The organism is Streptomyces cylindrosporus (genome assembly GCF_022698165.1).
Classification (GTDB): domain Bacteria; phylum Actinomycetota; class Actinomycetes; order Streptomycetales; family Streptomycetaceae; genus Streptomyces; species Streptomyces cylindrosporus.
The window spans coordinates 570,906-593,443 of record NZ_JALDAY010000007.1 but is presented as its reverse complement, the minus strand read 5'-3'; the positions used below and the strand labels follow the sequence as shown (position 1 = coordinate 593,443).

Here is a 22,538-nt window from a genome sequence, read left to right as displayed (position 1 = left end):
CGACACGCGGAGGGGGCGTGTCGCCGTCCCCGTACCGCCGACGGCGAGAGCGGACGGCGAGAAGGGCCGGGCGTGCCGCCCGGCCCTTCGTGCTGTGCGCGTCCCCGCGGGTCAGACCGCCTGGCCCACCTCGGCCTCCGCGAGGCGCTTGGGCCGGGGGATCAGCGGGACGAGCAGCGCGCCGAACGCGACGCAACCGACCACCAGCCACAGGCCGTTGGTGAAGCCCTGGTCGAGGTAGAACTGGGTGCCCTTCAGGATCGCGCCGTGCTGGGCCATCACCACGAAGGCCAGCTGGGAGACGATGATCTGGGCGACGCCCAGGCCGAGGGTCTGGGCGCCGTTGGCCAGCGCCTGCTCCTCGGGGGTGACCACCTCGATGATCATGATGGGGGCGATGGCGACAACCATGCCCGTGCCCAGGCCGGCGATCAGACCCATCTCGATGATCTGTCCCGCGGTGTGGTGCAGATGGGTGCCGATCGCGTATCCGACGACGGCGCAGGCGGCGCCGATGCCCAGCAGGATCCGGGCGTCCACCCGGCGGGCGAGCCAGCCGGTGCCGACCGCGCCCACGATGATCATGGCGCTGATCGGGCTGCTGACGATGGCGTTGTGCTCGCCGGACCAGCCGAGGCCGTCGGAGACGGTGGGGATGGCCGGCATCAGCACCAGCAACTGGACGACCACACCGACCGCGTTGAGCGAGCCGGCCGCCACGGAGGTGGCCAGCAGGACCGTCCACACCGGCCGGCGCCGGGTCATGGCGGGCGGGAACAGCGGTTCGGCGACTCTGCGCTGGACCAGGAGGAAGACGACCAGGGCGATGGCCGAACCGACGATGTACGCGAGGAACTTGCCGCTGCTCCAGCCCCACTGCGATCCCTCGCCGACCGCGTAGACGAGGGCGGTGATGCCGCCGCCGAGGAGCAGACCGCCGATCCAGTCCATCCGCCCGCCGCCGCCGGTGACCGGGCTCTCGGGCACGCAGAGGGCCACCAGGACGAAGCTCACGCAGGTGCTGATGGCCATGAACCACAGCACGCCCCGGAAGCCGTAGTCGTCCAGCAGCCAGCCGGCCAGGAACGGCCCGCCGAAGGCGACGAGACCGACACCGCCGGCCATGATGCCGCTGGCCAGGCCGACCCAGCGGCGCGGGAAGATGTCGCGGGTGATCGCGTAGGCGATCGGCGCGGTCGCCGCGTAGATGCCCGCGATGCCGCGGCCGATCAGCAGGGTCCGGTAGTCGGTGGCGACGGCGGCCACCAGGTCGCCGACGAAACCGAGCCCGGTGGCCACCAGCAGGACCTTCTTCTTGCCGAACAGCGCCGCGGCCTTGACCGCGAACGGCAGGAAGAACGTGCCGGTCAGCAGGGTCATCAGGGTGAACCAGGCGATTTCCGTGGTCCGGAAGTGGATGGCGACGTCGGCCTGTGCGATGCCGGACAACGCGGCCACCAGCGCGACCAGTTGGACGGTCCACAGCAGCGCGACGACCACGAGGACGTTGCGCGCGGTGGAGAGGGAGGACTCTTCGGCCGGTGGGGCGGCGGTGCGGGTCTGGGACATCGCGGGCCTTCCAATGGGTGAGCGGTGAGCGGTGAGCCGGAGAGAGCGGCTCCGGTCCGGGATGAGATGCGGGAAAGATAGACCCAACGGTCGGTACAATCAATGAGATGGGCAGAAATCCGGACGGATCCCGCTGAGTGGGGCATCCGCGCACGTCGGCGGCCTGCTTGTGCCTCGACGAAGCCCTGGGGATGTCCGCTGGGAGCGGCGATCGTATGATGGCGACCCGATCGCTCAAACGAACATTCCGGGGGCGGTGTCCTGATGCGGGAGCCGGTCGATCTCAGACGGCGGCGGATTCTCGCCGCGGTGCAGGCGCGTGGCACGGCTCGGGTGCGGGACCTCGCCGCCGAGCTCCAGGTGTCCGTGGTGACCGTGCGCCGGGACGTCGAGGAGCTGATGCGGGAGGGCAAGCTGCGGCGCGGGCACGGGGTCGTGCGCTCGCCCCTGCCCGCACAGGAGTTGCCCGAGCACACCATGGCCGACGGGGACACGGTGGCCGTGGTGGTGCCCGAGCGGCACTCGTATCTCTACGAGACCCTGCACGGCGCCCGCACCGTCCTCGACGCGGCCGGCCTGCGCGTCGCCCTGCACATCGCGCCCCAGGTACCGGGCGCCGAACGCCCGCAGGTGGAGCGGGCGTTGGCCGACGGCGCCCGGGGCGTGCTGCTCGCGCCGCGCTGGCGGGACCCCGCCGCCGAGGAGGCCGACCACCGCTGGCTCGCCGAACTGGACGTGCCGACCGTGCTGATGGAGCGCCGGCCGCCGAAGGGCAGCGCCCTGCACGCCATGGACTCGGTCTGCTCCGACCACTGGTACGGCGCCCATCTCGCCGTCGAGCACCTGGTCGGCCTCGGCCACCGGCGGCTGGTGTTCGCGACCCGCGACGACAGCCCTACCGCCCGCACCCTGCGCGCCGCCTTCGCCGAGATCGCCGGCGCCCACCCGCTCGTCGAGGAGTGGACGTGGGCGCTCAGCTCGTCGCGCGGCGGCCTCGACCACGAGCCCACCGACGTGCCGGACCTGGCCGCGCTGCTGCGCAAGGCGGGCGCCACCGCCGCCGTCCTGCACGGCGACGTGGACGCGCTGATGCTGGTGCAGCAGCTCGCCGAGCACGGGGTGCGGGTGCCCGAGGACTGCTCGGTGGTCGCCTACGACGACGTGGTGGCCGGACTCGCCAGCCCGCCGCTGACCGCCGTGTCACCGCCCAAGGGCGAAGTCGGCCGGGTCGCGGCGGAGTTGATGCTGCGGCGGCTCGACGGAGTGCCGGCGGAGGGGGCGCGTTCGGTGCAGCGCGTCGAGCTGTTGCCGACGCTGAAGGTGCGCGGCTCGACGAGGCCCCTTTTAGCGCAATGAGCGTTTGACCGCTTTATTTTCTTCTGATCGCTCTATTGACCGTTTCTTGTCGGCCGCGGAGGATTCCCGTGACTCGAACAGGGAGGAGCCATGCCTGGTCGACAGAGCCGTCGATCCGTGCTCGCCGCGATGGCCGCCCTGCCGCTCGCGGGCGCCGTGAGCGCCTGCGGCAAGGGCGCGTCCACCGCGAGCGGCACCGGTGGAACCACACGCATCACCTTCTGGTCCGCCCTGCGCGGCAGCCAGGAGGTGGTCGACGAGTTCAACCGCACGCACGACCGCATCCAGGTCGACTTCCAGCAGATCCCGTCCGGCAACCAGGGCGGCTACGCCAAACTCAGCAACGCGGCCCGGGCCGGCAACGCGCCCGACGTCGCCACCATCGAGTACCCGCAGGTGCCGGGCTTCGCCATCGACGGCGTCGCCCGCGACATCACCGACATGGTCGGCGACACCCTCAAGGCCAAGCTCCTGCCCCAGGCCCTCGGCCTGACCACCTTCCAGGGCCGCACCTACAGCGTCCCGCTCGACGTCGAACCGATGGTCATGCACTACCGCACCGACCTCTTCGACCAGTACGGCCTCCAGGTCCCGCGCACCTGGGACGAGTTCGCCGAACTCGCGCATACGGTCCGGCGCAAGGCGCCGAAGCGGCGGCTGGTGCTGTTCCCCACGGACGGCGCGATGCAGTTCGCCGCCTACAGCTGGCAGGCCGGCGCCCAGTGGTTCGACACCTCCGAGGGCGCCTGGAACGTGTCCCTCGCGGACGCGCCGACCCGCCGCGTGGCGGCGTACTGGCAGAAGCTCGTCGACGACGACGTGGTCTTCATGAACGGCGTCGAGAGCCGGCAGTCCGACGCGCAGATCGCGAACGGGCTGGTGCTGACCCGGCTCAGCGGGGCCTGGGACGCCGGTGCGCAGATGCGGGCGCAGCCCGGGCTGAAGGGCAAGTGGCGGATCGCGCCGCTGCCGCAGTGGGACGAGGGCCGCCCCTACGTCGGCACGCACGGCGGCTCCACCTTCGCCGTCACCAAGGACAGCAGTCACCCCGAGGCCGCCATGGAGTTCATCGAGTGGCAGGTCTCCCACCCTGACGCGCTGCGCGCCCGCCTGTCCAGCGGCGCCAGCAGCCAGTACCCGGCCGTCCCCGGACTCGTCCCCGTCGACCGCAAGGCCTTCGACGCCTCCTACTACGGCGGCCAGGACATCTACACCCTCTTCGACGAGGAGGCCCACAAGATCCGCGACGGCTGGGTGTGGGGGCCGCGCATGACCGCCACCGGAAAGGTGATGCAGGACGGCTTCGCCCGGGTGAGCGGCGGCCAGGGCACCCTCATCGGATCGGTGCGCGCGGCCCAGGACGGCACCATGCCCGACCTGAAGGCCCTCGGTCTGTCCACCACGCAGCGCAGCAGCTGAGCCGCCCGAAAGGCAGGTGAACCCCCATGACCGCGACCACCCAGCACGCCCCGCCCGCCGCCCTCCCCGCCACCGCCCCGGCCTCCGCCCACCGCACCCGCAAGGCGGCCCGGCGCCGCCGACTCGGCGCCTGCGGCGCCCTGATGGCCCCCTTCTTCGCGCTCCTCGTCACCGTCTTCCTGATCCCGGTCGGCACCGCCGTCTACCTCAGCTTCCACAGCGACGACCACCCCGGCCTCGGCTTCGGCAACGCCCGCACGGTCTTCGTCGGAGTGCGCAGCTACACGGCCGTCCTGACCGACCCGACCTTCCTGTCCGGGCTCGGCACGGTCGCCCTGTACTGCCTGATCTACATCCCGCTCATGGTGCTGGGCTCGCTCGCCCTGGCCCTGCTCCTCGACTCGGGCGTCGTACGGCTGCGGGCCTCCGCGCAGCTCGGCCTCTTCCTGCCGCACGCCGTGCCCGGCATCATCGCCGCCCTGATCTGGCTCTACCTCTACACACCCGGCATCAGCCCGGTCATCGAGCTGTTCGCCAAGGCCGACATCACCATCGACTTCCTGGGCCTGCACACCGTGCTCCCGTCGATCGTGAATATCGCCCTGTGGAGCAACCTCGGCTACAACATGGTGGTCTTCTACGCCGCCCTCCAGGCCGTGCCCCGCGAGGTGATCGAGGCCGCGGTCGTCGACGGCGCCGGACCCGTGCGCACGGCGCTCCAGGTCAAGACCCCGCTGGTGCGGGCCTCGATCGTCACGGTCGCCATGTTCACCCTCGTCTGGGGGCTGCAGCTGTTCACCGAGCCGATGCTGCTCAGCCAGTCCTCCCCGATGATCAACTCCCGCTTCTCGCCCAGCATGTACATCTACGACGCCGCCTTCACCCGCAACAACTACAGCCTGGCGGCGGCCGCCTCGGTCGTCCTGCTGCTGTTCACCATCGCCCTGTCCTACGGCGTCACCCGCTGGACCAGCCGGCTCGACCGCGCCGAGGAGGCCTCCCGATGAGCACCGCCGACAGCACCCTCCCGCGCCCGCGGCTCCTCGGCCGGGCCACCGTCAACGTGGTGGTCGCCCTCTCCGTGCTCTACACCCTGCTGCCGGTGCTGTGGCTGGTCCTGGCCGCTGGCAAGACCCGGGACGCCCTGTTCAGCAGCGACATCCTGTCCTTCAAGGACTTCGCCTTCGGACAGAACCTGCACGACCTGTTCGCGATGGACGGCGGCCAGTACGGCCGCTGGTACCTCAACAGCCTGCTGTACGCCGTCCTCGGCGCGGCGATCGGCGCGCTGGTGAGCGTGGCCTGCGGCTACGCCTTCGACAAGTACCGCTTCCGGCACAAGGAGAAGCTCTTCGGACTGGTCCTGGCGGCCGTGATGGTCCCGCAGACCGTCCTCGCCCTGCCGCTGTACCTGATGGCCTCCGGCACCGGCCTGGTCAACACCTTCTGGGCGGTGTTCATCCCGGTCCTCTTCAACCCCTTCGGCGTGTACCTGGGCCGGATCTTCAGCCAGGGATACGTCCCCGACGAGGTACTGGAGGCCGCGCGCATCGACGGCGCGGGCGAGCTGACCACGTACGCCCGGGTGGCGCTGCGCATGCTCGGCCCCGGCCTGGTCACCGTGTTCCTGTTCCAGCTCACCGCGATCTGGAACAACTTCTTCCTGCCGATGGTGATGCTGTCCGACCAGGACCTGTATCCCGTCAGCCTCGGCCTGTACACGTGGAACAGCTCGGCCACCGTCACCCCCGACTACTACCCGGTGGTGATCATGGGCTCGCTGCTGGCCGTCCTCCCGCTCATCCTCGCCTTCGCCCTGCTCCAGCGCTTCTGGCGCAGCGGCCTGACCGCGGGGTCCGTCAAGTAGCCCGGCCCGTTGAGGAGTTCACGCACCAGATGACCGAAGCGACGCCTCGCCCCCGAGCCGCCCTCGCCATGTCCCAGGACGCGGCGGCGGCCGTCCTCGACCCCGAGTCCCTCGAAGCCCTGGCCGCCATCTGCCACCTCGCCCCGCCACCGGCCCTCGACGACCTCACCTCACCCCGGGCCCGCCAAGTCCTCGCCGACGTCGACCTGTTGGTGACCGGCTGGGGCTGCCCACCCCTGGACGCGGCCGTGCTGGCGGCGGCGCCGCGGCTGCGCGCGGTCGTGCACACCGCGGGCAGCGTGCGCGCGCACATCACCGAGGCCTGCTGGGAGCGCGGCATCGAGGTCTCCTCGGCCGCCGCGGCCAACGCCCTCCCGGTCGCCGAGTACACCGTGGCCATGATCCTGCTCACCGGCAAGCAAGTCCTCGAACGCGCCCGTGAGTTCCAGGCCACCCGCACCCGCGCCCCCTGGCTGGGCACCCCGCGCACCGTCGGCAACCACCACCGCACGGTCGGCATCCTCTCGGCCTCCCTCACCGGCCGCCGCGTCATGGAACTGCTGCACCCGTACGACGTCGAGATCCTCCTGCACGACCCGTTCGTCACCGACGCCGAGGCCGCCGAACTCGGCGCCACCCGGGTCGAGTTGAAGGAGCTGTTCACGCGCAGCGACACCGTCAGCGTGCACACCCCTCTGCTGCCCGCCACCCGAGGACTGGTCGGCCGCACCCTGATCCGGTCGATGCGCCCCGACGCCGTGCTCATCAACACCGCACGCGGTGCGGTCGTCGACCAGGACGCGATCGCCGACGCCGCCCGCGCCGGCCGGATCCGCGCCGTCCTCGACGTCACCGACCCCGAAGTCCTGCCGCCCGAGCACCCGTTGTGGGACTGCGACAACGTGCTCCTCACCCCGCACCTGGCCGGCTCGCAGGGCAACGAGTGGCGCCGGCTGGCCGAACACGCCGTCGCCGAGACCGCCCGCTGGGCCTCCGGTGTCGGCTTCCTGCACCCCGTCCGACGCGAAAGGCTGGCGTACACGGCATGACCGTACCCTTCGAACTGCCTCCGGAGGACCGGGAGTCGAGCCCGCACACCGGATACACCAGGGCCCACTGGGAGGCCGTGGCCGACGGGCTGCTGGCCGCCGCCTGGCGCTGGTCCACCCCCGAGTGCGCCCTGCTCGACCTGCCGGGCCGCCCCTCCCGTTCCGGAGTGCGCTCCGACGGCCTGGAGGGCTACGCCCGTACGTTCCTCGCCGCGGCCTTCCGCGTCGCGGGCGCCGGCGGCGCCGACCCGCACGGCTGGCTCGACCGCTACGCGAGCGGCCTCACCGCCGGCACCCGCACCCCCGGCCGCGACGACACCGAGTCCTGGCCGCTGATCCTGGACCACCACGTCCAGGGCCAGCCCATGGTCGAGTCGGCGTCCGTCGCCCTCGGCCTGCGGCTGACCGCGCCCTGGCTGTGGAAGAACCTCGACGCCGACGTCCAGGACCGCGCCGAGGAATGGCTGCGCGGAGCCCTGCGCCACACCCCGGCGCCCAACAACTGGTACCTGTTCCCGTACACCGTCGCCGGTTTCCTGGAGTCTGTGGGCCGCGGCGACGCGGAGACGGCAGCCGTCCGGCAGCGCGCCCGCGAACTGCTGGAGGGCTGGTACGTCGGCGACGGCTGGTACGCCGACGGCGACGGACGCGCCTTCGACCACTACAACGGCTGGGCCCTGCACCTGTATCCGGTCCTGGACGCGCATCTCGCCGGGACGGACCGGGAACCGTACGGCTCCCGGCTGCGCCGACACCTCGACGGTTTCTCGCTGTTGTTCGGCGGCGACGGCGCGCCCCTGCACTTCGGCCGCTCGCTGACGTACCGCTTCGCCGCCGCCTCGGCCGTCGCCCTGGGCGCCGTCACCGGCCACACCCCGCTGCCCCCGGGCACCTCCCGGCGGCTGATCAGCGGTAGCCTGCGGTACTTCCTGGACCGCGGCGCCCTGACCGAGGACGGTCTGCTGAGCCTGGGCTGGCACGGCCCGCACGACGCGACCCTGCAGACCTACTCCGGCCCGTCCTCCCCGTACTGGGCCTCGAAGGCGTTCGTCGCCCTGCTCGCCCCGCCCGAGCATCCGCTGTGGACGGCCCGCGAGGAGCTCGCGCCGGCCGAGACGGCCGACCACGTCCTCGCGCTGCCCGCACCCGGGCTGCTGATCCAGTCGACCCGCGCGGACGGGATCGTACGACTGCACAACCACGGCAGCGACCATGTGCGCCCGCACGAAGGCGAGTCCGCGGCGGCGGAGGACCCGCACTACGGGCGGCAGGCGTACTCCACGCACACGGGACCCACGGCGAAGGCGAACGTCGCGGACAACCACCTGTCGGTCGAGGTCGGCGGGCGGGGGAGTGCGCGCTGCCGTGTCCGTCCCCTGGGTGCGGGCCAGGGGGACGGCTGGGGGTGGGCCGCATCCTGGCACCGGCCGGTGTTCGCCGCGGGTCCGCCGATGGTGCCGGGGCTGCGGGTGGAGAGCGTGACGGTGGCCCGGGGACCGTACGAACTGCGGGTCCATCGGGTGACCGGCGCGCCCGCCGACTCCCGTGTCACCCAGACCGGTTGGGCGACCGGGCCCGAGCAGCCCCTCGTCTCCGCCCTGCACGGTCTGCTCGGCTGGGACGAGGACGCCCTGGTCCGCGCGCCCCAGGGAACGGCGTACACCCGCTGGGCCCAGGTGCCGCGGCTCGCCGGGCCCGCGGGCGGCACGACCACGCACGTGTCCCTGGCCGTCCTCGGCGCCGAGCCCGTCGCGCCGGCCGAGGCCGTCTCGGGGGTGGCGGCCGACGACGACGCCGTCGAGGTGACCTGGGCCTCGGACGGGGCGCGGACACGGATCGAGTGGGCGCCGCTCGCGGTGTCGCTCGTCCCGTGGCACGGGTAAATCCGTTGCGGCCCGTGGGCGGGGCACGGACGCTGAGGCCATGCCTCCTCGTCTGCGCCCCGCGGCCCTCGGCGACGCGCCCGCCGTCACGGCTCTGCTCAACGAGATCGACACGATCGAGATCGGCCGCCCGGAGACCGATCCGCACACGGTCGAGGCCGACCTGAAGAACCCCGACACCGACCTCGCGCGTGACACCTGGCTGGCGTTCGAGGCGGACCGGCTGACGGCCTACGGGCTGCTGTGGGACCAGTCCGGAGGCGAGCGCATCGACGCCGACCTCTATGTGCTGCCCGACCATCAGGAGGCGGGCGAGCACATCATCGGCGCGCTGGAGACCCGGGCGCTGGAGAAGGCCCGGGAGAACGGCGCCCGGCGGGCCGTCGTCCACCTGCACCTCAACGCCGAACCCACCCTCGACACCCGCCTGCTCACGGCCCGGGGATGGCAGATCGTACGGCGCTATCACGTGCTGCGCCGGCCACTGGACCCGGAGCGCGACGCAGTGCCGGAGGCGCCGGCCGGGGTGCGGGTGCGGGCGTGTGCGACAGAGACGGACCGGGAGACGGTGTACGCCCTGTACCAGGCCGGTTTCGCCGACCACTTCGACTTCCGGCCCCGCGGTTACGGGCAGTGGCTCAACGACATCGACGCCGACGGGCTCGACTGGTCGACGGTCTGGATCGCCCGCACCGACGACCTGGGCGACGCCGGGTTCCTGCTGGCCCGCGACGACCGTGAGGCCATGGGGTGGATCCGCAGCCTGGGCGTCCTGCGCGAGGCCCGCGGCCGGGGCCTGGGCGGATTCCTGCTGCGGCACGCCTTCGCGGCCTTCGCCGCCCGGGGCCGCACCGAGGTGGGCCTCGGCGTGGACACCGCGAACACCACGGGAGCGCCCCGCTTGTACGGCCGTAACGGGATGACCGTGCACTACGCCGTCGACACCTGGGAGATCACCCTGGACTGACCGGCGACGGGCGGTCGGCCTCGAGCGCGGTCGGGTTCCGGTCCCCGGTGACGCCCTCGCGGCGGAGCACGACGATCGCGGCGTCGTCGTCGAAGGTGCCCTTGCAGAAGCCGTTGAGGTCGCCGCGGACATGGGCGAGCAGCTCCTCGGGGCTCTCCGTGTCCGTCCAGGCGTCCAGGCGGTCGGCGAGGGGATAGAAACGGCCCGCCGGGTCGCGGGCCTCGGAGACGCCGTCCGTGTAGAGCACCAGCGTGTCGCCGGGAGCGAAGGGGAAGGTGTCGACGTCTCCGTTCGGGGCCTGGGGCAGGCACATGCCGATGGGGGTGGCGTACTGCCGGGGTGCCAGGGCGGTGACCCGGCCGGCGTGGACGAACAGCGGGGGCGGATGGCCGCAGTTGAGGACCTCGATCGCGGAACCGTCGTCCGGGATGTCGACCAGAACGGCCGTGATGAACGACTCGTCGGCGGCGGTCGGATCGGCGGGCGGCTGGAGCAGGTTCCAGCAGACCGTGTCCTCCAGTTCGGTGCGCAGCTCGGGCAGGGTGGGCTCGCGGTGGGCCGCGCTGCGGAACGCGCCGAGGACCAGCGCCGCCTCCTCGATCGCGGGCAGCCCCTTGCCGCGGACGTCCCCGATCAGCAGTCGGGTGCCGCGCGGGGTGCGCAGGGCCGCGTACAGGTCGCCGCCGATGCGGGCCTGGTCGGTGGCCGCCCGGTACGCGCTCGCGATGCGCACGTCGCCGATCAGCTCGGGCAGCGGACGCAGCAGGACCCGCTGGGCCGCCTCGGCCACCGAGCGCACCTGGGCCAGCTCCGCGAGGTGCCGTTCGCGCAGGCGGCAGAAGAGCACGGTGAAGGCGGAGACGATCAGCAGCGCGGCGACCTGGCTCTCGTGGTTCAGGGTCAGGACGCTGTTGCGGATCACGGAGATCGCGACCAGCGCCGCCACGGCGAGGCCGCCGACGAGCGCGGTGAGCCTGGAGCTGCCGAAGGAGGCGGTGAGGGCCGGCGCCACCACGAGCAGCGGCCCGAGATGCACGCTCTCGGGCGAGAGGACGTCGGCGACCGTGATCGCGACGATGAGCGCGACGGGGATGGCCACGAGACCCCGGCTCGGCCACCGCCACCGGCCGAAGCCAAGCGCTCCGCGGGATGGGCGGCGATGGGTCGTCGGTTGGCTGCGGCGCTGTCGTGGCTGGTCGCGCCCGCGCGGCGGTAGCCGCACCTGCAACACAGCCCCGCGCCCCTTGGCGGCGCTGCCCGACCGCAGCCGACTTCCCCAGGACCGCTTAGGCATACCCCAGGCATACACCCCTGCGTCGGTCCGCGCGCGCCCGGTCGGTTCGCCGGTGCCCGGAGCACCATTGAGTATCCTGTTCTCCTGCGTGAGGGCTTGCTTCGCTGATGGAGAGAATGTACTTTCCGCCCGACGAGCAGAGCACTTCCCTCCCACCTCCCTCGGACGACGACGTCCGACCTCCCCGAGGAGGCACCTTGCGCAGGCTGCTCATAGGCGCGGTCACCGCGGCCGCGGTAGTGCTGGCCGGCTGCTCCGGTCACTCCGGTTCCGGCGACGACAACGCGAAGGACGCGAGCGCGAGCCCGGCCGCGGGCGCCGCCGCGAAGCCGGCGGACTTCGGCACACTCAAGAACGTCTGCGGCCCCGGGACCGCCAAGTCCTCCGAGGTCCAAGGAGTCACCGACAAGTCCGTCCGACTCGGCGTGCTGTCCGACATCGGGTTCACCAAGAACTCCGAATTCCCGGACGCCGCCAAGGTGTTCACCGCCTGGTGCAACGCGGCCGGCGGCATCAACGGCCGCAAGCTCGCCCCCGTCACCCGTGACACCAGGCTCATGCAGGTACGCGAGCAGGTGCTGGCCGCCTGCAAGTCCGACTTCGCGCTGGTCGGCGGCGGTGCCGGACTCGACGGCCTCGGCGTGGCCGACCGCCTGAAGTGCCTGCTGCCCGACTTCCCGGCCCAGTCCACCCAGGCCGTCGGCTCCGACCTCCAGGTCCTGGCCACCGGCGCGGGCGTCGGCTACTTCCCCTACGCTGGCTACTACAGCTGGCTGCTCAGGGAGAAGTACCCGGACTCCGCGCGGAAGGTCGGCATGATCGTCGGCGACAGCCCGGTCAGCAAGACCTTCGGCGCGCAGTACGAGGAGGGCATCGGCGGCCTCGGCGGCAAGGTCTCCTACAGCGACCTGTACCCGGTCGCCGGCGTCTCCGACTGGACGCCGTACGCCCAGGCCATCAAGAACAAGGGGGTCAAGGGCCTGGTATTCCTGGGCGACTTGGCGAGCCTGGCCAAGCTGGAGCAGGCGCTCACCAACCTCGGCTACGCCCCCGACTGGATCGACGCCAACAGCAACGCCTACGGTCCGGCGTTCGTCCAGCTCGCGGGCCCCGCCCTGGCGAAACAGCACAACTACGCCGAACTCTCCGCCACCGCCCCGCTGGAGAGCGCCTCCGCCAACCCGGCCACCCAGCAGGTCGTCGACCTCTTCAAGAAGTACGCCCCCGACGCGGCCGTCACCTACCCGGTACTGCGCGCCTTCTCCGCCTGGCTGCTGTTCGCCGTGTCGGCCCGCGACTGCGCCACCCTCACCCGCAAGTGCGTCTACGACAACGCGGTCAAACAGACCGAGTGGACCGGCGGCGGACTCCAGGCCCCCACCGACCTGAGCCGGAACGACATTCCGCCCAAGTGCTACTCCATCGTCGAGACGACGGCCGACGGCTGGAAGGCGGCCGACTTCGGCGCCGACCAGGGCCCCTACCGCTGCGACGCCCCGACGTACAAGTACCGGGGCGACTACGGAAAACCCCTCACCCTCAAGGCCGTCGGCAAGTCGATGTCCGACGTCACCTGAGGCCGTCGGGCCGGGCGTCGTGCTGCCGCCGGTCGCCCTTGCCGCGATGCTGGGCTTGGGCGCCCGACGCGCCGAGGTACGACCCGGGGTGATCGCATGTGCGAGCTTGACGGAGAATGTGACTGGCAGATACGGCATGAGATGTGGCACCTGTGTCGTATCTGCGTTTCCTCTGGACCGCCGTCCGGGTACGGTCGTCCGGGAGGTGGTCGCCGGTGATCCAGATCGTGGAGCACGCACCGCACGAAGGGCCCTACGCCCTCGGCACCGCGCTCGCGGCTGCCGGGCTGCCGATCCGGGTGTGCCGTACCTGGGCGGGCGACCCGGTGCCGGAGACGGCCGACGACATCGTGGCCCTCGTGGTGATGGGCGGGGCCATGACCGCCTACGAGGACTTTCCCGGCCGTACGGCGGAGCTGGCACTGCTCGGGGCCGCGCTGGAGGCCGAGGTCCCGGTGCTCGGCATCTGCCTCGGCGCACAGCTGCTGGCGATCGCCGCGGGCGGCGCCGCCAAGCCCGGCACCGGGACGCAGGTCGGCTGGGGCGACGTACGGATGACGGAGGCCGCGCACGACGACCCCGTCCTCGCCGCCGTGCCCGAGCGGTTGCGGGTGCTGCACTGGCACAGCGACACCATGGATCTGCCGGCCGGGGCCACGCTGCTCGCGTCCTGCGACCGCTACCCGGTGCAGGCGTTCCGGGTCGGGGGCTCGGCGTGGGGTGTCCAGTTCCATCTGGAGGCGGTCCAGGAGACGGTCGAGGCGTTCGCCCGCGCCTTCCCTGAGGAGGCCGCCACCGCGCCCGGACTGGTGGAGTCCGCGCCCGCGGAGCTCGCCGTGCTCGCCCGGCACGGCGACGGCGTGTTCAAGCGGTTCGCCGCCTTCGTCGCGACCCGCGCCGAGCAGACCGCGACCCGCGCCTTCTTCACCCGGCGGGCGGCCACCTGGGAGGAGAGGTTCGCCGACGACGGACCGCGGTACGCGGAGGCGGTCGAGCGGATGGGCCTGCGCCCCGGGCAGCGCGTCCTCGACCTGGGCTGCGGCACCGGCCGCGCGCTTCCCGCACTGCGCGCGCAGGTCGGCGCCGAGGGCGTCGTCGCCGGCGTCGACCTCACGCCCGCGATGCTCACGGCGGCGCTGCGTGAAGGCCGGGCCGGGGACGGGCAGCTGCTGCTGGCCGACGCCTGCCGGCTGCCGCTGCCCACCGGCACGGTGCACGGCATCTTCAGCGCGGGCCTGATCAACCACGTCCCCGACCCCGCCACCGCCCTGCGCGAATGGGCCCGGGTGACCTCCCCCGACGGCGTCCTGCTCCTCTACCACCCCTCCGGCCGCGCCGAACGCGCCGCCCGCCACGGCCGCCCCCTCGACCCCGCCGACCCGCTGGCCGAGGAGAACCTGCGGCCCGCGCTGGACGCGGCCGGCTGGGACCTGGCCCGCTACGAGGACGCCCCGCACCACTTCCTGGCCCGGGCGATCCGGGTCGGCCGATGAGTTCGACGTACCACCACATTTGACAGGATGCGGCCATGACCGACGACGAACCCACCCGCGCCGCGCGCCTGTTGGACGCCCAGGCCAAGGCCGCCCGGCTCTTCTCCGAGATCGAACACCGCGGACTCGTGGCGCCCGGCGAGGGCGAGCGCGCGGTGAGCGACCGCATCCGCGACCTGGCGAACGAGCTGTTCGGCACGACCCGGCACTGGCACAAGCGGATCGTGCGCTCCGGCCCCAACACCCTGGCTCCGTACCGGGAGAACCCGCCGGACCGGGTCATCGGCGCGGACGACATCGTCTTCGCCGACTTCGGGCCGATCTTCGAGGAGTACGAGGCCGACTTCGGCCGCACCTTCGTCCTCGGCGACGACCCGGTCAAGCACCGGCTGCGCGCCGACCTGCCCAAGGTGTTCGCGGCGGGCCGCGGCTTCTTCGAGAGCGACCCCGACATCACGGGCGAGCGCCTGTACGCCGAGGTCGAGCGGCTGGCCGCGGAGGCGGGCTGGGAACTGGGCGGCTGGCACGCCGGGCACCTGGTGGGGGAGTTCCCGCACGAGTGGATCGACGGCGCGGACGTCGAGTCGTACATCACGCCCGCCAACGACACCCCGCTGCGGCGCACCGACAAGGCCGGGCGCCGCTGCCACTGGATCCTGGAGATCCATCTCGTGGACCGGGAACGGCAGTTCGGCGGCTTCCACGAGGAACTGCTCACCCTCTGACCGGCGTTCCGTCAGTTCACCTTGCGCTCATGCCCCTGCCAATAGGGCTCGCGCAGCTTGTACTTCTGGAGTTTGCCGGTCGCCGTGCGCTCCAGGGCGGTGCGGAACTCGACCGAGGTCGGCGCCTTGAAACCGGCGAGGCGCTCCTTGCAGTACGCGATGAGCTCGGGCTCGGTGACCTCGGCGCCCGGGGCGAGCACGACCAGGGCCTTGATCGTCTCGCCCCACTTCTCGTCCGGGACGCCGATCACGGCGACCTCGGCGACCCCGGGGTGGCTGAACAGCACGTCCTCGACCTCGATCGAGGAGACGTTCTCGCCGCCGGTGATGATGACGTCCTTCTTGCGGTCGCTGATCGTGAGATAGCCGTCGTCGGCGATCGTCCCGCCGTCCCCGGTGTGGAACCAGCCGTCCGCCAGCGCCTCGGCCGACTCCTCGGGCTGCTGCCAGTAGCCCTCCATCACGACGTTGGAGCGGGCGAGCACCTCGCCGGAGCCGGAGACCCGCAGGGTGGCGCCGAAGGCGGGCGCCCCGGCCAGGCCGAGCTTCTCCGCGCGCTCCCAGGTGTCCAGCCCGTCCCACTCCTCGCGGCCGCGGTTGATCGTGAGCAGCGGTGAGGTCTCGGTCAGGCCGTAGATCTGGATGAACTCCCAGCCGAGCTCCTCCTCCACCCGTGCGATGGTCCGGGTCGGCGGCGGCGCTCCCGCGCAGATGATCCGCACCCGGTCCCGGCCCGGGATCTCGCCCTGCCAGCTCTCCGCGGCGGCCAGTACGGCGTTGACGACCGCGGGGGCCGCGCACATCACCGTGACGCCGTGCTCGGCGACCCGGCGCAGGATCTCCGCGCCGTCCACCTTGCGCAGGACGATGTGCCGCACGCCGAGCGCAGTCATCGCGAAGGGCATGCCCCAGCCGTTCGCGTGGAACATCGGCAGGGTGTGCAGATAGACGTCCCGGTCGGTGACGCCGGCGTGCAGGGCGAAGGTCACCGCGTTCACCCAGATGTTGCGGTGCGTGATCTGCACGCCCTTGGGGCGAGCGGTCGTTCCGCTGGTGTAGTTGATGGTGGCGGTGGCGTCCTCCGCGGCCTTCCACGGCACCGGCTCGGCGTCGAAGGCGTACAGCCGCTCGTCGGACTCCGCACCCATCACGAAGGTGTGCTCGCAGTCGATCCCGGCCAGGCCGTCGGCCACCTCCGGGTCGAGCAGGAGCACACTGCACCCGGAGTGCCCGACGATGTACTCCACCTCGGCGCGCGACAGCCGGAAGTTCACCGGCACCAGCACCCGCCCGTACCCGGACACGCCGAAGAACGAGGTCAGCAGCCGCGCGCTGTTGTGCGACACCACCCCGACCCGCGCCCCGTGCGGCACACCGAGCGCGTCGAGCCCCGCCGCCTGGGCGCGGGCGAGCTCGGCGACGCGGCGGTAGGTCAGCCCCTGCCAGGGGGCGGCCGGCTGGTCCGGCTCGTCGACGACGCCGACGCGGTCCGGGTAGACGATGGCGGCCCGGTCCAGGAAATCGCGGGCTCCGAAAGGAACGAACATCGATGCCTCCCTGCGTCACGCGGTGGCGCTGCTCGGTGGGTCGTACCCCCATCCTGGCCGAGACAGTCGACGGCCCCGGCCTTCACCAGGCCGGGGCCGACGATGTTCTTCGTTCGCCGGTCGTCAGCCGGCCGTGGTGTGCGCCCTGCGGCGGCGCAGGGCGAAGGCCGTGGCGACCGCGCCCGCGGTGACCGCACCGGCGGTCAGGGCGATCGGCACGGCCGGGGAGGCCGAGGTGCCGGCGGCGACGTTCTGGGCCTTGAGGTCCTGGACGTACGCCGGGTACGGGGTGTGCGTGGAGGCCGACGACGCGGTCTGCGCGTAGTGGTGCGGGATCGGCTTCACGGACCTGACCGAGCCGTCCGAGTTCAGCAGCACCTGCTTGTCGTTGGGGTGCTTGAAGTCGAACATGCCGGTCAGGCTGCCCGCCCGCTGGTCGAAGGAGGCGTCGCCGATGCGGCCGGTGCGCCAGTTGTTCTCGATGAACCGGGTGATCGACGCCTGCTCGGTCGCGGTGTGGTCGACCGAATTGACCTTGCTGTAGGGGGAGATGACCAGCAGCGGCTGGCGGGTGCCGGGGCCGCAGCGGTCCGCGTAGCCGCCCTTGGCGGCCGGGCCGGCCTGGCAGGCGGTGCTGTCCAGGGCCTTGTTGTTGGAGCCGAGCGTCGAGTCCTTCGAGCCGTTCAGGACCTTCGAGGTGACGTGGTCGTACCAGCCGTCGGAGTCGTCGTAGGCGACCACGACCGCGGTGGACTTCCACTCCGGGGACTGCTGCAGCGCGTTGATCTCCTTGACCAGGAAGTGCTGCTCGTCGGTCGGGTCGGAGTAACCGGCGTGCCCGTCCTGGTACTCGGCGGCCTTGAGGAAGCTGACCGCGGGGAGGTTGCCGGCCTTGAGGGCCGCGTCGAAGTCGGTCAGGTCGTAGTTGTGGTTCGCGCGGCCGGCGTGGCCGATCTCGGCGACGTTCTTCGGCGCCAGGTGGTGCGGGTTCGACGTCGACTTGTAGTACTCGAACGGCGAGTGGTGCGGGCTGTAGTCGAGCGCCGAGGCGCCGCCGACGTTGGTGTGCGCGGTGTCGCACTTCGCGTAGTCGCCGCTCTTGCCGTCCCACGCGGTGGAGGGCCGGAAGCCGCCCTGGAACCAACCCCAGCTCACGCCCTTGGAGTTGAGCAGGTCACCGATGTTCTTGCCCTGCATCACCGCGAGCGCGCTGGTGGCGGTGTGGTCCTTGTCCGAGCAGTCGTCGAAGGCCGGGTCCGGGTCGTTGACGACCGTGCCGACGCCCTTGGCGTTCGGGGACAGCACGGTGTACGAGTCCGGCGTCGACGTCTGCTTCGGGTTCTCGGTGCCGGAGGCCGGGTCCACCGAGATGACGCCGTGCGTCTGACCCGAGATCAGGTTGAGCGCGCCGGGCGTGGAGGGGCCGTAGACCGAGCTGAAGGAGTGGTCGTTGAGCGCGTACTGCTGGGCGTAGTTCCACAGGCCGGTGACGGTGTTGCCGTCGTAGTAGTCCATCACCAGGCCGGGCTCGCCGAACAGCCCGCCGCTGCACTTGCTGACCTCGGTGTTCTCGACGTACTTGTCGGCCTTGCCGCCGTCGGCCGCGTACTGCTCGGGGCCGTAGGAGTGGTTCTGGTCGCAGGTCATCGCCTGCGAACTGGCCAGCCGCTTGGGTGTGTACAGGTTCGGGTTCTTGGTCAGCAGCCCGGCGTTGAGGAGGTTGTCGGCCTTCGGGGTGCGGGCCGCCGCCTTGAACGTGGTGCCGTCGGTGTTGGCGGCCTTGGGGTAGGTGGCGAAGTAGTGGTCGAACGAGACGTTCTCGTCGTAGATCACCACCAGGTGCTTGATCGGAGTCGTGGTACGGGTGCCGGGGTGGCCGTGCGCCGGGGCCGCCGACGCGGGGACCGCGCCGCCCGCCGCGGCCAGCGCGGCCGCGCCGAGCAGGGCGCCCACACGACTCAGACCGCGCCGCACACTGGGGGTTCTTCCTGTGCCGATCATGCTGTCTCGCCTTCCGAGAACACTGCGAACTCTGCGTTCCGCCGCCACGGCTCACCGGCCGGGCAGCCACGTCGGATCCTTCGCAATGCTCGCGGCGGTGCGTGGGAATGGCAGTGACGCGGGTGCGAATGTTCGGTCAGGAGATCCTCATCCAGGGTCAGGAGATTCTCATGGTCCTTTGAGGTGCCCTTGACCGAAGCCCGCCGGGCTCAGGTCAGCAGCGTGCGCCCGAGCCAGTCGGAGCCGTCCCGTACGCCGGGCAGCGCGAAGAAGTAGCCGCCGCCGAACGGGGAGATGTAGTCGACCAGCGGCTCCCCGGCGAGCCGCTTCTGCACGGTCTCGAACTGCCGGGCCAGGTCCTGCTGGTAGCAGCAGAACAGCAGCCCCATGTCGAGGTTGCCGTTGGCGTCCGTGCCCCGGTCGTAGTTGTAGCCGCGGCGCAGGATGCGCTGCTCCGCGGTGGCGGACGTCCGCGGGTTGGCCAGCCGGATGTGGCTGTCCAGCGGGATGACGTCGCCCTTGGGGTCCTGCGTGTACTGCGGGGTGTCCTTCTCGTGGCGGCCGTCCAGCGGCGCGCCGGTGTCCCGGGCCCGCCCGAACATCCGCTCCTGCTCGGTGATGGAGACCCGGTCCCAGAACTCCACCAGCATCCGTATCAGCCGTACGACCTGATAACTGCCCCCGGTCGCCCACGCGGGCTCGCCTGCGCCCGCGCCCACCCACACCAACCGGTCCATCTCACGGCTGCTGGTGACGTCCGGATTGGCGATGCCGTCCTTGAATCCCATGTGGTTGCGCGGAGTTCCGGAGGGGCGTGGCGGGCTGATGAAGCCGTCCATGCGCCACCGGACCTGCATGCCGCCCCGGGTGTGCCGGGCGATGTCGCGCACGGCGTGCAGCACGGTGTCCGAGGTCCCGGCGCACAACTGCACGCTGAGGTCGCCGTGGCACCAGGCGCCGTCCAGGTCGTCGTCGGGGAAGGACGGCATCGCGGTGAGCCTGCGCGGCTTGCGTGCGGCGAGTCCGTAGCGGTCGTCGAAGAGGGAGGCGCCGGCGCCGACCGTGACGGTGAGCCGGTCGGCGGGCAGGTCCGGGCCGAGGGTGCCGGAGTCGGCGGGCGGGGCAGTGATGCCGAGCTCGTCCGGGCTGCCGCCGGTGGTGAGGAACCGGGCCCGGTCGGTGAGCGTGCGCAGCAGCTCGGTCAGCTCGGCGCGGTTCTCGGCGGTCGTGTCGAAGGAGACGAAGGCGGTGGCCCGCGGCGCCGGTGTGACGATCCCGGCCTGGTGGGCGCCGTGGAAGGGGACCCGGGTGCTCTCCTGGGCGGGCGCGGCGGAGGCGGCACCGTGATCGGCGGCCACCAGCCCGGCCCCGGCGACCGCTGCCGCACCCGTGAGGAACCCCCGGCGGCCGACTCCTGCGGGCTTCACGCGGTCCTCCGTACGTCGGTCAGGGCGGCCACGTCGGCCAGCCGCTCCACCAGCTCGCCCAGGTCGGCGTCGACCCTCTCCCGCCGCGTACGGGTGAGTCGGGCGAGCGGCGTCCACGTGTCGCCGTGGTGGAAGGAGTCGAGGGTGTGCTGCGCGCGGTCCAGCCAGGAGTCGAGCCCGGTGAGGCCGGTGTCGCGGGTCTTCAGCAGGGGGCGCAGGTAGCCGAGGAGCACCCGGGTGCCCTCCAGGTTGGCGCGGGCGGTGGCCAGGTTGGTGCCGCTGCCGTAGTCGGTGCGGCCGGTCAGCTCGAACTGCACGGTGTTCTCCAGGATCTCGTGCGCGCGCAGACCGACGTCGGCCGGGTCCATCCGCTCGCCCGGCCAGCTGTCGCGCAGGGCCCGTACGGCCTTGTCGAGACGGTCGGCCGGACCGCGCAGACCGCTCGCCGACCCGCCGTGCCACAGGCCGTACTCGACCTGGTGGAACCCGGCGAACCCCGGGTCGTGGACACCGCCCGACAGCCCGGCGGTCGTCCCGTTGATCGCCGAGTCGGCGTCCCCGAAGGTGCCGTAGGCGGCGCCCATCCGCTCGTACACGAGATGGGCCGGCAGCCAGGCCCTGCGGGCGGCGGCCAGGTCACCGCGGTCGACGGCGGCGCGCAGCACGTCGGTCCTCCGCACGAGCTCGACCGTGCGGCCCTGGATCCACTTCTGGTACGCGAGGGTCGGCGGGATGAGGTCCTGCTGGGTCACCGGCACGGCGGCCGGACCGCTCTTCACCTTGGCGCCGGTGATGCGGACGGTCGGGCCGGTGACGGCGTCCGCGTCGTCGGGCAAGCACTTGAAGGCGTACGTGCCGTCGCCGAGCGTCACCCGCAGCGGACGGACGGTGCCCGGCGCGAGCCCCTCGACCTCGCCGTAGACCGCGCCCGTCCTCGGGTCGGTCAGATACACCTCGGCGGGCGCACCCGAGGTGTTGCGCAGGTCGAAGACCTGGCGGCCGGGCTCGGGCCGGGTCCAGCCGCGACCGCAGTCGGCGGACGTGACGCCCACGGTGGTGTGCCGCAGCCCGTCGGCGGCCACCGTCCGGTGCGCGCTCCCGCCGGAGCCCCTGGCCACCAGCACCCCGGCGACCGTCGCGACCGCCACCGCGAGGGCGGCACCGGTGATCAGAGCGGTGCGCCTGCGGCGGGTGGACGACGAGGGCGGTGTGTGACCGACCGCGGCTTCGGGCACGCCGGGCCTCCTGAAGGTCGTACGAACGAGGCGGCGCAGCCGATCCTAAGCACCCGAAGGAGCCGCATCGGGCCATCTGACCTGCTCCTGACCAGACGAAAAGCCAGAGTTCGTCAGCGGTTCACCCACGAGGGACCATGGGAGTGCCGATCGGACTCACTCTCTAGGGGGCCGTCATGGCCGTGGAAATACCTCCCCTGGTGAAGCCCTCCCGGCTCAGGCGCCGGTGCGGACTGTGGGGCGAATGCCTGTCCGAGTTCCTGGGGACCTTCGTCCTCATCTCCTTCGGTTGCGGTGTGGTGGCCATGGCGGTCGCCGCACTGCCCGGATCCGGCCGCACAGCCGGGCCCACGACGTTCTTCCTGGGCGCCGGCGACTGGCTGCTGATCAGCTGGGGCTGGGCGATGGCCGTGGTCTTCGGCGTGTACGTGGCCGGCGGGGTCAGCGGCGCGCACCTCAACCCGGCGGTGACGCTGGCGTTCGCCGTGCGCCGCAAGTTCGCCTGGGCCAAGGTCGTGCCGTATTGGATCTCCCAGCTGCTCGGCGCGTTCGCCGGGGCCGCGCTGGTCTACGCCGTCTACCACGACGCCATCAACACCTTCGACGACGCGATGAAGGGCCCGAAGACGAACGGCCACACGCTCGCCTCGTTCTCCATCTTCGCCACCTTCCCCGCGCCCTACTTCCACGGCGGGATCTGGGGGCCGCTGATCGACCAGATCGTCGGCACCGCCTTCCTGGTGATGCTGGTCGTCGCCCTGATCGACCTGCGCAACACCGCCGTGAAGGCGAACCTCGGCCCGCTCCTCGTCGGCTTCGCGGTCGCCGCCATCGGCATGTCCTTCGGGGCCAACGCCGGCTACGCCATCAACCCCGCGCGCGACCTCGGTCCGCGCCTGTTCACCTGGGCTGCGGGGTGGCAGGACCTTGCGATGCCCGGCACCCTCTCGGGTGCCTTCAGCGACTACTTCTGGATCCCGATCGTCGGGCCGCTGGTCGGCGGGGTGATCGGGGTGCTGGTGTACGACCTGTTCATCGGCGACGTGCTGCACATCCGGGCGCAGCAGGCCGAGCTGCCGGAGCCCGGCCGGACACGCCCGGTGACCTCCGCGGACGAGGAGTAGCGGCG

17 protein-coding genes are annotated in these 22,538 nt (G+C 71.9%); 11 read left to right on the top strand and 6 right to left on the bottom strand.

The genetic code is table 11. From position 1 onward, the window contains the following. Nucleotides 1–111: 111 nt before the first annotated feature. Nucleotides 112–1,569, bottom strand: a complete 1,458-nt coding sequence (locus tag MQP27_RS25430) for an MFS transporter (protein ID WP_242767748.1) — start codon at nucleotides 1,567–1,569, stop codon at nucleotides 112–114. 264 nt (nucleotides 1,570–1,833) lie between these two features. On the opposite strand from MQP27_RS25430, the gene MQP27_RS25425 reads away from it, so the two are divergent. From MQP27_RS25425 to MQP27_RS25395, 7 genes are all read left to right on the top strand, one after another. Continuing rightward, entirely contained in the window at nucleotides 1,834–2,925 is a 1,092-nt protein-coding gene (locus tag MQP27_RS25425) for a substrate-binding domain-containing protein (RefSeq protein WP_242767747.1), read from the top strand. Between the two features lie 90 nt (nucleotides 2,926–3,015). Beyond that, nucleotides 3,016–4,344, top strand: coding sequence for an ABC transporter substrate-binding protein (locus MQP27_RS25420; RefSeq protein WP_242767746.1), 1,329 nt, complete (start codon nucleotides 3,016–3,018; stop codon nucleotides 4,342–4,344). Nucleotides 4,345–4,370: 26 nt separating this feature from the next. Then, entirely contained in the window at nucleotides 4,371–5,351 is a 981-nt protein-coding gene (locus MQP27_RS25415) for a carbohydrate ABC transporter permease (RefSeq protein ID WP_242767745.1), read from the top strand. Then, complete coding sequence (locus MQP27_RS25410; protein ID WP_242767744.1) at nucleotides 5,348–6,211, top strand: carbohydrate ABC transporter permease; 864 nt, start codon at nucleotides 5,348–5,350, stop codon at nucleotides 6,209–6,211. The genes MQP27_RS25415 and MQP27_RS25410 overlap by 4 nt, the downstream gene beginning before the upstream one ends. Nucleotides 6,212–6,240: 29 nt before the next feature. Next, nucleotides 6,241–7,260, top strand: a complete 1,020-nt coding sequence (locus MQP27_RS25405) for a hydroxyacid dehydrogenase (RefSeq protein ID WP_242767743.1) — start codon at nucleotides 6,241–6,243, stop codon at nucleotides 7,258–7,260. Further along, nucleotides 7,257–9,143, top strand: coding sequence for a DUF2264 domain-containing protein (locus tag MQP27_RS25400; protein WP_242767742.1), 1,887 nt, complete (start codon nucleotides 7,257–7,259; stop codon nucleotides 9,141–9,143). The genes MQP27_RS25405 and MQP27_RS25400 overlap by 4 nt, the downstream gene beginning before the upstream one ends. Nucleotides 9,144–9,183: 40 nt before the next feature. Beyond that, entirely contained in the window at nucleotides 9,184–10,110 is a 927-nt protein-coding gene (locus tag MQP27_RS25395; protein ID WP_242767741.1) for a GNAT family N-acetyltransferase, read from the top strand. On the opposite strand, the gene MQP27_RS25390 is transcribed toward MQP27_RS25395, so the two are convergent. Continuing rightward, a complete protein-coding gene (locus MQP27_RS25390) occupies nucleotides 10,097–11,209 on the bottom strand; it encodes a PP2C family protein-serine/threonine phosphatase (RefSeq protein ID WP_242767740.1) in 1,113 nt (370 codons plus the stop codon). The two genes, MQP27_RS25395 and MQP27_RS25390, sit on opposite strands and share 14 nt — an antisense overlap. Before the next feature lie 392 nt (nucleotides 11,210–11,601). On the opposite strand from MQP27_RS25390, the gene MQP27_RS25385 reads away from it, so the two are divergent. The 3 genes from MQP27_RS25385 to MQP27_RS25375 all read left to right on the top strand — a co-directional run bounded on the left by MQP27_RS25385 (nucleotide 11,602) and on the right by MQP27_RS25375 (nucleotide 15,199). Further along, a complete protein-coding gene (locus MQP27_RS25385) occupies nucleotides 11,602–12,981 on the top strand; it encodes an ABC transporter substrate-binding protein (protein WP_242767739.1) in 1,380 nt (459 codons plus the stop codon). Nucleotides 12,982–13,196: 215 nt separating this feature from the next. Further along, entirely contained in the window at nucleotides 13,197–14,474 is a 1,278-nt protein-coding gene (locus MQP27_RS25380) for a methyltransferase domain-containing protein (RefSeq protein ID WP_242767737.1), read from the top strand. Between the two features lie 35 nt (nucleotides 14,475–14,509). Beyond that, nucleotides 14,510–15,199 carry a M24 family metallopeptidase gene (locus MQP27_RS25375; protein WP_242767733.1) on the top strand — a complete coding sequence of 230 codons (690 nt, stop codon included), beginning with the start codon at nucleotides 14,510–14,512 and terminating at the stop codon, nucleotides 15,197–15,199. An 11-nt stretch (nucleotides 15,200–15,210) separates the two neighbouring features. On the opposite strand, the gene MQP27_RS25370 is transcribed toward MQP27_RS25375, so the two are convergent. From MQP27_RS25370 to MQP27_RS25355, 4 genes are all read right to left on the bottom strand, one after another. Further along, nucleotides 15,211–16,746, bottom strand: coding sequence for an AMP-binding protein (locus MQP27_RS25370; protein ID WP_242767732.1), 1,536 nt, complete (start codon nucleotides 16,744–16,746; stop codon nucleotides 15,211–15,213). A 123-nt stretch (nucleotides 16,747–16,869) separates the two neighbouring features. Beyond that, nucleotides 16,870–18,747 carry a phospholipase C gene (locus MQP27_RS25365; protein WP_242767731.1) on the bottom strand — a complete coding sequence of 626 codons (1,878 nt, stop codon included), beginning with the start codon at nucleotides 18,745–18,747 and terminating at the stop codon, nucleotides 16,870–16,872. A 209-nt stretch (nucleotides 18,748–18,956) separates the two neighbouring features. Then, on the bottom strand, nucleotides 18,957–20,174 hold the full coding sequence (gene efeB / locus MQP27_RS25360) for an iron uptake transporter deferrochelatase/peroxidase subunit (RefSeq protein WP_242767730.1): 1,218 nt from the start codon (nucleotides 20,172–20,174) through the stop codon (nucleotides 18,957–18,959). After that, on the bottom strand, nucleotides 20,171–21,409 hold the full coding sequence (locus MQP27_RS25355; RefSeq protein WP_372511301.1) for an EfeM/EfeO family lipoprotein: 1,239 nt from the start codon (nucleotides 21,407–21,409) through the stop codon (nucleotides 20,171–20,173). The genes efeB and MQP27_RS25355 overlap by 4 nt, the downstream gene beginning before the upstream one ends. 176 nt (nucleotides 21,410–21,585) lie before the next feature. On the opposite strand from MQP27_RS25355, the gene MQP27_RS25350 reads away from it, so the two are divergent. Continuing rightward, a complete protein-coding gene (locus MQP27_RS25350) occupies nucleotides 21,586–22,533 on the top strand; it encodes an MIP/aquaporin family protein (protein WP_242767729.1) in 948 nt (315 codons plus the stop codon). The last annotated feature ends 5 nt before the right edge of the window (nucleotides 22,534–22,538 follow it).

Bases quoted from the DNA above. Each gene is read 5' to 3' on its own strand.
- MQP27_RS25370 (WP_242767732.1), bottom strand. From the start codon at position 16,746: ATGTTCGTTCCTTTCGGAGCCCGCGATTTCCTGGACCGGGCCGCCATC.
- MQP27_RS25415 (WP_242767745.1), top strand. From the start codon at position 4,371: ATGACCGCGACCACCCAGCACGCCCCGCCCGCCGCCCTCCCCGCCACC.
- MQP27_RS25400 (WP_242767742.1), top strand. From the start codon at position 7,257: ATGACCGTACCCTTCGAACTGCCTCCGGAGGACCGGGAGTCGAGCCCG.
- MQP27_RS25395 (WP_242767741.1), top strand. From the start codon at position 9,184: ATGCCTCCTCGTCTGCGCCCCGCGGCCCTCGGCGACGCGCCCGCCGTC.
- MQP27_RS25410 (WP_242767744.1), top strand. From the start codon at position 5,348: ATGAGCACCGCCGACAGCACCCTCCCGCGCCCGCGGCTCCTCGGCCGG.
- MQP27_RS25430 (WP_242767748.1), bottom strand. From the start codon at position 1,569: ATGTCCCAGACCCGCACCGCCGCCCCACCGGCCGAAGAGTCCTCCCTC.
- MQP27_RS25425 (WP_242767747.1), top strand. From the start codon at position 1,834: ATGCGGGAGCCGGTCGATCTCAGACGGCGGCGGATTCTCGCCGCGGTG.
- MQP27_RS25365 (WP_242767731.1), bottom strand. From the start codon at position 18,747: ATGATCGGCACAGGAAGAACCCCCAGTGTGCGGCGCGGTCTGAGTCGT.
- MQP27_RS25375 (WP_242767733.1), top strand. From the start codon at position 14,510: ATGACCGACGACGAACCCACCCGCGCCGCGCGCCTGTTGGACGCCCAG.
- MQP27_RS25350 (WP_242767729.1), top strand. From the start codon at position 21,586: ATGGCCGTGGAAATACCTCCCCTGGTGAAGCCCTCCCGGCTCAGGCGC.
- MQP27_RS25405 (WP_242767743.1), top strand. From the start codon at position 6,241: ATGACCGAAGCGACGCCTCGCCCCCGAGCCGCCCTCGCCATGTCCCAG.
- MQP27_RS25420 (WP_242767746.1), top strand. From the start codon at position 3,016: ATGCCTGGTCGACAGAGCCGTCGATCCGTGCTCGCCGCGATGGCCGCC.